The sequence below is a fragment of the Corallococcus terminator genome (assembly GCF_003611635.1).
Taxonomy (GTDB): Bacteria; Myxococcota; Myxococcia; order Myxococcales; family Myxococcaceae; genus Corallococcus; species Corallococcus terminator.
This window is the reverse complement of record NZ_RAVZ01000337.1, coordinates 1-10,568: the sequence shown is the minus strand read 5'-3', so window position 1 is coordinate 10,568 and position 10,568 is coordinate 1. Positions and strand designations below refer to the sequence as shown.

Here is a 10,568-nt window from a genome sequence, read left to right as displayed (position 1 = left end):
GGGCAGGGCGATGAACGCGGACGGCACCATGTACTCAGGCAGGTGCTTGCGCAGGTGTTCGCGCAACGGGGCCGTCTCCACCTCCGGCACGACGTAGGCCACGAGGCGTGCATCGCCCGGGACGTCCTCGCGGACCAGCGCCACCGCGTCCCGGATGCCCGGGTGCGCGCGCAACGTGGCTTCGATTTCCCCCAGCTCGATGCGGTAGCCGCGCAGCTTCACCTGGAAGTCCAGGCGGCCCATGAAGTCCAGCGTCCCGTCCTGCCGCCAGCGCGCCTTGTCGCCCGTGCGGTACATGTGGGCACCGGGCTGCGTGCTGAAGGGGTGGGGGATGAAGCGTTCCGCCGTCAGGTCCGGGCGCCCGCGATAGCCGCGCGCGAGTCCCTCGCCGGAGATGAACAGCTCCCCGGGCACGCCCACGGGCACGGGGTTCAGGTTCGCGTCGAGCACGAACGCGCCCATGTTGACGAGCGGCCGGCCAATGACGGGCACCGGCTGCGATGCCCCCGTGATGCACCACGAGGTGGCGTACACGGTGCCCTCGGTGGGGCCGTAGGCGTTGAAGGCGCGCGTGCGCGTCGACCCGGCGAGGATGCGCCAGGTGACTTCGTCCACCGCCTCACCGGCGACGACGACGAACGCCGGCACGTGGGTGCGCTCCAGCAAGCCCGCCTCCAGCAGCGGCTTGAGCTGCGCCGGCGTGCAATCCAGCACGTCGATGCGCTGCTGCTCCAACCACGCGAGCATCCGGTCCGGATCCAGACGCACGTCCTCCGGGACCACGCACACGCAGTGTCCATCCACCAGCAGCACGAGCTGTCCGACGGACACGTCGAAGTAGAGCGGTGCATTGAGGCTCGCGCGCAGACCCCGCGGCGCCTGGGCGTAGACCGCGTCGGTCATGGCCTGATGCAGGTGCATCACGGAGCGGTGCTGCACCGCCACGCCCTTGGGCTTACCCGTGGAGCCCGACGTGTAGAGCACGTAGGCCAGGCTCTCCGGCCCCGCGTTGGACGACGGCGCTTCCGACGACAACTCCGCCCACGCCTTCCGGTCGGTGTCGAGGCACACGACCTCGCGCACCTCGGGCCGCCACGCGTCCGCCAGCGCCTGGCGGGTCAGCAGCACGGAGGCGCCGCTGTCCCGCAGGATGAAGGAGCGACGCGCGGCGGGCGCCGTTGGATCCAGGGGCACGAAGGCCCCGCCGGCCTTGAGCACGGCGAGCAGCGCGACGATGGATTCGGCCGAACGCTCCAGGCACAGGCCCACCGTCACCTCGGGGCCCACGCCCAACGCGCGCAGATGCCACGCGAGCTGGTTGGCGCGCGCGTCGAGCTGGCGGAAGGACAGCGTCGTGCCTTCGAACGCCACGGCGTCCGCGTCCGGCGTGCGGGCCACCTGCGCCTCGATGCGCCCGTGGAGTGTGGACTCGCGGTCGAAGTCCGCGACGGTGCCACCCAGGTCGCCCAGCAGCCGCTGACGCTCCTCGGTGCCCACGAAGGACAGGGCCGCGAGCGGAGCGTCGGGCCGCTCCAGCGCGGCCTCCAGCAGCAACCGCAGGTGCGTCATGAGGCGTTCGACGGTGGAACGCTCGAACAGGTCCGTCGCATAGCCGAGGATGCCGACGAAGCCATCCGCCTCACGGTCGAGGTCCAGGCTCAGCTCGAACTGGGACATGCCGCGTCCCCCGATGTCGGCGGCCTTCACGGACAAGCCGGGCAGCACCAGCTCCGGGAGGGGCGCGTTCTGGAGCGCGAACAGCACCTGGAAGAGCGGCGTGCGGGACAGGTCACGCGTCGTTTGCAGTGACTCCACCAGCCGCTCGAACGGGAGGTCCTGGTGTTCGTACGCGCCCAGCGTCGTGGTGCGCACCTGCGCCAGCAGCTCCCGGAACGTCGTCCGGGCGCCGAAGCTTCCACGCAGCACCAGCGTGTTGACGAAGAAGCCAATCAGGCCCTCCGTCTCCGCGTGACGGCGGTTGGCGATGGGGGAGCCCACCAGCACGTCGTCCTGGCCGGAGTAGCGGTGCAGCACGGTCTGGAACGCCGCCAGCAGCACCATGAAGGGCGTGGCGCCTTCCTTCCGCGCCAGGGCCTCCACCTGCTCGGCGAGGACGCGCGGCAGGTGCACGGGCACGGCGTCGCCGCGCCGGGAGGCGACGGCCGGACGCGGCTTGTCGGTGGGCAGCTCCAGCACTTGGGACGCACCCGACAACTGCTGCTTCCACCAGCCGAGCTGCGCCTCCAGCACGTCGGCCTGGAGCCAGCCGCGCTGCCACACGGCGTAGTCCGCGTATTGCACCGGCAGCTCCGGCAGGGCCGGCGTCTGACCGTGGCGGAAGGCCTCGTAGAGGGCCGTCATCTCGCGCACGAGCACGCCCAGCGACCAGCCGTCGGACACGATGTGGTGCAGGTGGAGCACCAGCACGTGCTCTTCCGCATCCAGCTTCAGCAGCAGGGCGCGCATCACCGGGCCCTGCTCCAGGTTGAACGGACGGCGGGACTCCGCGATGCCGAGCCGCTTCGCTTCGGCCTGGCGCTCCGTCGCGTCCTCGATGCCAGTCAGGTCCACGGACTCGAAGGGCGCGGTGGCCCCGGCATGGATGTGCTGCACGGGCTGGCCCGCTTCCACGCGGAACGTGGTGCGCAGGACCTCGTGCCGGGCCATCAGCGCGTCCAGGCTCTGGCGCAACGCGCTTTCATCCACCGCGCCGGTGAACCGAAGCGGCAGCGGCATGTTGTAGAGGGAGCTTCCCGGCTCCAACTGGTCGATGAACCACAGGCGCTGCTGCGCGAACGACAGCGGCGGCGCCACCGTGCGGTCCGCGCGGGTGAGCGGCGGCGTCTTGGAGCGGACGGCATGGGCCATCCGCTCGGCCAGCTCCGCCACGGTGGGCGCGCTGAAGAGATCTCCCAGCGGGAGTTCCACGCCCAGGGTGGACCGGATGCGCGACACCACCTGCGTGGCCAGCAGCGAGTGGCCACCCAGCTCGAAGAAGTTATCGTGGCGGCCCACCGCGGGCACGCGCAACAGCTCGCCCCACAGCGTGGCCAGGGCGAGCTCCGTGGGCGTCACCGGGGCCACGTAGGTCCGCGCCACGAGCTGCGAGGCTTCCGGCGCGGGCAGCGCCTTGCGGTCCACCTTGCCGTTGGGCGTCAGCGGCAGGACGGGCAGGGCGACGAAGGCCGAAGGCACCATGTACTCGGGCAGGTGCTTGCGCAGGTGTTCGCGCAGGGGAGAAGTGTCCACCTCCGGCGCGACCCAGGCCACGAGGCGCGCGTCGCCGGGCACGTCCTCGCGGACGAGTGCGACCGCGTCCCGGATGCCCGGGTGCGAGCGCAGGGTGGCTTCGATTTCACCCAGTTCGATGCGGAAGCCACGGACCTTCACCTGGAAGTCCAGGCGGCCCATGAACTCCAGCGTGCCGTCCTTGCGCCAGCGGGCCTTGTCGCCCGTGCGGTACAGGCGCGCTCCGGGCTCCGGGCTGAACGGGTCAGGGAGGAAGCGCTCCGCCGTGAGCTCCGGCCGGCCCAGATAACCCCGTGCGACGCCTTCACCGGAGAAGCACAGCTCGCCCGGCAGACCGAACGCCACCAGCCGCTGCTGCGTGTCGAGGACGTAGGCGCGCAGGTTGTGGACGGGCCGGCCGATGACGGGGACCGTCTGGGGGGCGTCCTGGAGGGGGAACGTCGTGGCGTTGACGGTGCACTCGGTGGGGCCGTAGCCGTTGAAGACCCGCGTGCGCGTCGTCGCGGCGAGCTGCCGCCACATCACCTCATCCAGCGCCTCTCCACCGACCGACAACAGGGCCGGTACGTGCGCACGCTCCAACAGGCCCGCGGCCAGCAGGAGCTTGAGCTGCGACGGCGTGCAGTCCAGCGCGTCGATGCGCCGCTGCTCCAACCACGGGAGCATCCGCTCCGGATCCAGGCGCACGTCCTCGGGGACGACGACCAGGCAATGGCCGTCGAGCAGTTGGATGACCTGTTCGATGGAGGCATCGAAGTACAGCGGCGCATTGACAGTGATGCGCTGACCGCGCGGCAGGCCCGCGTAGATGGTCCGCGTCAGCGAGCGGTGCAGGTTGAGCACCGAGCGGTGCTGCACCATCACGCCCTTGGGCGTGCCGGTGGAGCCCGACGTGTAGATGACGTACGCGAGGCCTTCAGGACGGGCCGAAGGAGGCAGGGCCTCCCCGGTGAGCGATGACAGGTGCGCCTGCTCCTGCTTGGAGTCCAGCCGCACCACGTGCGCCACGTCGGGCTTCCACGCGTCCGCCAGGGCGCGCGAAGTGAGCAACACGGACGCACCGCAGTCCTTCAGCAGGAACGACTTGCGCGCTGCGGGTGCCGTCGGATCAAGCGGTACGAAGGCGCCTCCGGCCTTGAGCACGGCGAGCAACGCGACGATGGCCTCCGCCGAGCGCTCCAGGCACAGGCCCACCGTCACCTCGGGGCCCACGCCCAGCGAGCGCAGGTGCCGGGCAAGCTGGTTGGCACGCGCATCGAGCTGCCGGAAGGACAGCGTCGTGTCCTCGAACACCACGGCGTCCGCGTCCGGCGTGCGGGCCACCTGTTCTTCGATGAGCCCGTGCAGCGTGGCATCGCGCTCGAAGTCCAGGGCTTCGCCGGACAGCCCACCCAGCAGCCGCACCTGCTCGTCGGGCGCGAGCAGTGACACGTCGGACAGGCGCGCGTCGGCCTGGGCCAGCGACAACAGCGCCCGGCGCCAGTGGCCCAGCACGCGCTCCACCGCATCCCGCGTGAGGCGGTGCGTGTCGTAGCCCAGGTGGAGCTGGAGATCGCTGCCGGGCAGCACCGAGGCCGTGAGGGGATAGTGGGTGCTTTCCCCAGCCTGCAGGTCGCGGATGTCGAGCTCCGTGGAGCGCTTCAGCAGCGACTCATCAATGGGGAAGTTCTCGAAGACCATCAGGGTGTTGAAGAGCGCGATGCCTCGCGGCATGTCGCTCCAGCCCGCGGCGGTGACCAGCGGCGTGTGCTGGTGCTGCTCGAGGGCCAACTGCTGCTCCTGGAGCAACTGGAGCCAGGGCAGCAGGGGTGCGTGCTCGTCGGGAAGCTGGATGCGCACCGGCAGCGTGGTGATGAGCATGCCCAGCATGGCCTCCGCGCCCGGAAGCTCCGGAGGACGGCCCGCCAGCGTGGTGCCGAAGAGAACGTCCTGCGTGGCGCTGTAGCGCGCGAGCACCAGGGCCCACGCCGCCTGTGCCAGCGTGTTGAGCGTCAACTGGTGCTGACGCGCGAACGCCTGGAGGGCCGTGGTGTCCTCCGTCGACAGGTACAGCCGGATGCTGTCCTGCTTCGAGGGCTCGCCGGGCCGCGCGGTCGAGGGCTGCTCGGCGGGCACGGGCGTGGGGACGGACAGGCCGGAGAGCCGGGCGCGCCAGAAGCGCTCGTCCGCGGCGGCGTCGGTCCGCTGCAACCACGCGATGTAGTCCCGGAACGGAGGCCGCGACGGCGTCGCGGGCGTCGCTCCTGAACGGAAGGTGTCGTAGAGCGCGAAGACCTCCTGGAAGAACAGGCCGGAGCTCCAGCCGTCCAACAGCAGGTGGTGGTGGTTCCAGATGAAGTGCCAGTGCTGATCCGCCAGGCGCACGCCCACCAGTCGCATCAGCGGAGGCCGCGACACGTCGAAGCCGCGATTGCGTTCGGCCTCCACCTCCACCAACCGCGCCAGCCCGGCCTGCTGCTCCTCCGGGGACAGGTGCCGCAAGTCGTGAACATCGAACGGCAGCGCGGCGTGCGAGTGCACCACCTGGAGGGGGGCCTCCAGGTCCTGCCACACGAAGCCGGTGCGCAGGATGGGGTTGCGGTCCACCGCCGCCTGCCACGTCTTCTGGAACAGCGCGATGTCCACCGCCGAGTGGATCGACCAGGTGCGCTGCTCGAAATAGAAGGCGGACTCCGGCGTCGCGAGGACGTGGAACAACATGCCCTGCTGGAGCGCGGAGAGCGGGTAGAGGTCCTCCACGGTGGAACCCTGCGAGGCCAGCAGCGTGTCGAGCGCGGGCTGGGAGATGCGCGCCAGGGGGAAGTCCCCCGGCGTCATCCGGCGCGAGTCCTCGGAGTGCCGCTGCGCGATGAGCGTGCGCAGGGACGAAACGAAGCGCTGCGCCAGGGCCTCGACGGTGGAGGCGTGGTGCAGGTGCTGGCTGTAGCCGAAGAAAATGCCCAACTGGCCATCCCGCACCGAGCCGTTGACGATCAGCAGGTGCGTCCGGAGGGCCTGGGGGGCCACCGTCGTGCCGGCCGCCTCATCCCCCAGCGTGAAGAGGGTGCTGGCGTCGGACGCGCCGTCGAGCTGGCCCAGGTAGTTGAACGCCACCTGCGCCCGGGGGAAGGCCGCCATCCGTTGACGGACGTCCGCAGGCCCCATGAAGCGCAGCAACCCGAAGCCGATGCCCTGGTCGGGCCACTGGCTCAGCGTATCGCGCACCGCTCGCAGGCTGTCGCCCGGGGTGCCTCCCGGGGGCAGCCGCAGCAGCGCGGGCGTCAGCGACGTGAACCAACCCACCGTGCGCGACACGTCCGCGTCCGCGAACAACTCCTGCCGGCCATGGCCTTCCAGGTCGATGAGCGCGCTCGACTGGCCGGTCCACTCGCGCAACGCAAGCGCCAGCGCGGTCAACAGCACGTCGTTGATCCGGGCCCGCCAGCCCGCGGGGGTCTCCTGGAGCAGCAGCCGGGTCTCCTCCGCGTCCAGTTGGACGGAGACCGCTCGCTGCGACCCATGGGTGTTGGCACCCGAAGCGTCGACGGGGAGCGGGACGCCGCCGTGGCGCGCTTCGTCCAGCCACAGCGCCGTCTGGGCATGCAGCGCATCGGAGAGGGCGTGGGTTTCCAGCCGGCGCGTCCAGGACAGGAAGGACGTCGTCTTGCCGGGAAGCACCGCAGGACGCCGCTCACTCAGTTGCAGGTACGCGGCCTCCAGGTCCTCGATGAGCACGCGCCAGGAGACGGCGTCCACCACGAGGTGGTGGATGATGAGCAGCAGCCGTTGCTCCCGCCCGGGGCCGAAGTGGAAGAGGGCGGCGCGCACCAGCGGGGGCTGGGCCAGATCGAAGCTCGCCTGGAGCCGGTCCGCCTGCTCCTCCATGACGCGAGGACGGGCCTCCGGCGAGAGTTCGGAGAGATCCGCCTGGAGCAGTTTGAACGGAGCCTCTTCGGGCGAGGCGTTGTGCTGGCGCCAGGAGTCACCCTCACGGCTGAAGCGCAAACGCAGGGCGTCGTGGTGGGAGATGAGCAGTTGGAGCGCCTGCTCCAGGAGTGGCGCCTGGAGCGGCTGACGGGCCCGCAGCAGCAGCGGCATGTTGAAGTGGTGGGCGTGTTCGGGATCGCCCTCCAGCAGTTCGAGCTGGATGGGCGTGAGGGGCACCGAGCCCACCACGGGGCCCTGTTCCGCCAGGCTGCCCGCGCTGACCTTCGCCACGTTCGCCAGCGCGCCCAGGGTGGGGTGCTGGAACAGGTCGCGCACGGAGACCCGCACGCCGGCCTGACGCGCTCGCGCGACGACCTGGATGCTGATGATGGAGTCGCCACCCAGATCGAAGAAGTTGTCGTCGACGCTCACGCGTTCGACGCGCAGCACCTGGGTCCAGATCCCCGCCAGCCGCTGCTCCATCTCCGTACGGGGCGCGACGTACTCACTCCGCGAGGCGCGCACGCCCTCCGGGGCCGGCAGGGCCTTGCGGTCCAGCTTCGCGTTCGCTGTCAGCGGCAGGGCCGTGAGGGGCACGAACGCCGACGGCAGCATGTACTCCGGCAGCCGCTGCTCAAGGAACGTGCGCAGCACGGCCGGGTCCAGTTCCAGGTCCTCGCTCGCGACGAAGTAGGCGACGAGCCGCTTGTCGCCGGGCACGTCCTCGCGCACCACCGCCACGGCCTCCCGCACGTAGGCGTGGGTCCGCAGCGCGGCTTCCACTTCCGCCAGCTCGATGCGGAAGCCGCGCACCTTCACCTGGTGGTCCACGCGGCCCAGGAACTCCACCACCCCGTCCGGACGCCAGCGCGCAAGGTCGCCCGTGCGGTACAGGCGCTCGCCCTGCGTCGAGGAGAAGGGATTCGGGACGAAGCGTTCCGCAGTCAGGTCCGGACGCGACGCGTAGCCGCGCGCCAGGCCATCACCGCCGATGAAGAGTTCACCGGGAACGCCCGGGGGCACCGGCTGCCCGTGCGCATCCAGCACGTAGAGCTGCGTCGCGTTGATGGGCCGGCCCAGGGGAATGGACGTGCCCACCTGGGCCGCGTCCGTCATCCGGTGCGTGGAGGCGAAGACCGTCGTCTCCGTCGGGCCGTAGCCGTTGCTGACGGGGATGCCCAGGCCCTCCAATACGCGGCGGACGTGGTGCGGCGGGACGACGTCGCCGCCGGTGAGGATCTGCCGCAGCCCCCGCAGGGCTTCGGGCTTCAGCTCCACCACCTGCGCGAAGAGGCCCGCGGTCAGCCACATCGTGGTGACGCCGTGCCGCTGGAGGACGCTCTCCAGCAACTCCAGGTCCGACGGCGAGCTGGGCGGGAAGACGACGAGACGCCCGCCGAAGAGCAGCGGAGCCCAGATCTCCAGCGTGGAGGCGTCGAACGAGATGGGCGCCATGTGCAGGAACGCCGTGTCCGGCCCCAGGTCCACGAAGGACGCGTTGTGCAGCAGGCGCAGCACGTTGCGGTGCTCCACCGCCACGCCCTTCGGACGGCCCGTGCTGCCGGACGTGAAGTCCACGTAGGCCAGGTGGCGCGCGTGCGTCCCCGCCTTCACAAGCGACGTGGGCCGCCCGTCCAGTCCCAGCTTCTCCACGAAGAGGCAGGGCAGGTAGTCATCCACGTCCAGCTTCGCGCGCACCTCCTGCGTCGTCAGCAGCAGCTTCGGCGGCGCGTCCTCCAGCATCGCGGCCAGCCGGGGCGCCGGGTACGCCGCGTCCAGCGGCAGGTACGCGCCCCCGGCCTTGAGGATGGCCAGCAGCGCGACGATGAGCTCCACCGAGCGCTCCAGGCACACGGCCACCAGCACATCCGGCCCCACGCCCTTCTCGCGCAGCAGGTGCGCCCACTGGTTCGTGCGCGCATCCAGCTCCGCGTACGTCAGGCGCGCATCCCCGAACTCCAACGCGACCGCGTCCGGCCGGAGCGCGGCCTGCGCCATGAACAGATCCTGGATGCACGCTTCGCGCGGGTACTCGCCGCCCGTCGCGTTCCACTCCACCAGCACCTGTGCGCGCTCCACCGCGTCCATCAACGGCAGGCGCGCGAGCGGCGCCTCCGGATGGGCGACGATCTGCCGCGCGAGCGCCACGAGGTGCCTCGCCATCCGGGCCACGGTCGCCTCGTCGAAGAGGGCGGTCGGGTACTCGAAGCGGCAGGAGAGGCCCGTACGGCTCTCCCAGACATCCAGACCCAGGTCGAACTTGGCCGTGTCCGTGGAGACGTCCACCGGGGTCAGCTCCAGCGACGGAAGCTGGGCCTTGGCCTCCGGCGTATTGAGCACGTTGAGGACGGCCTGGAACAGCGGCGTGCGGCTCAAGTCGCGCGGCAACTGGAGCGTGTCCAGGACCTTCTCGAACGGCGCGTCCTGGCGCGCGTAGGCCTCCAGCGCCTGGGTGCGCACGCGGCCCAGCAACGCACCGAACGACGGCGTCCCCTCCAACTGCGTGCGGAAGGCCAGCGTGTTGACGAAGCAGCCCAGCAACCCTTCCACCTCGGGGCGCGTGCGACCCGCGATGGGCGTGCCCACCACGAAGTCGTCCTGCCCCGAGTGGCGCGACAGCATCGTCTGGAAGAGCGCCATCATCACCATGAACGACGTGGCGCCCTGCTTGCGCCCCAGGGCCAGCAGGGGCTCCGCCACGTCGGCCGGGAACTGGAAGCTGTAGCGCGAGCCCGCGAAGGACTGCGCCGCCGGACGCGGACGATCCGTGGGCAGCTCCAGCACGGGCGCTCCCAGCAGGCGCTGCTTCCACCAGGAGAGCTGCTCCTCCATCACGCCGGCTTCCAGCCACTGGCGCTGCCACACCGCGTAGTCCGCGTACTGCACCGGCAGCGGAGGAAGCGGCGACGGCATCCCCGCGGTGAACGACGCGTAGAGCACCGTCAGTTCGCCCGCGAGCACCATGGTGCACCACGCGTCGGACACCGCGTGGTGGAGCACCAGCGCCAGCACGTGCATCCTCGGCTCCAGGCGCAGCAACTGCGCGCGGATCACGAGCTTCTCCAGATCGAAGGGGATCACCGCGTGGGCCAGGCACAGGCGCGCCAGCTCCGCCTCGCGGGCCTCGGGCGTCTCCCCGGCCACGTCCAGCCGCACCAGGGGCAGGCCGCGCGCCGGGTGGATGATCTGCGCCGCGTTCTCACCCTCCAGCGAGTACGTGGTGCGCAGCACTTCGTGCCGGGCCACCAGCTCGTCCAGCGCCGCCTGGAGCGCGGCGACGTCCAGATCGCCTGTCAGGCGGAACGTGGTCGCGTTGTTGTAGGCACCACTCTGGGGGTTGAGCTGCTGGATGTACCAGAGCCGCTGCTGGGCGAAGGACAGCGGCAGCGGCTGGTTCCGGGGCACCCGGGGGA

The 10,568-nt window shown here is 70.8% G+C and carries 1 protein-coding gene; it reads right to left on the bottom strand.

Annotated features, from left to right (window positions below; genetic code table 11):
* Positions 1–10,568, bottom strand: a 10,568-nt coding sequence (locus D7V88_RS33675; protein WP_120544718.1) for a non-ribosomal peptide synthetase, incomplete at both ends; no start/stop codon positions are given.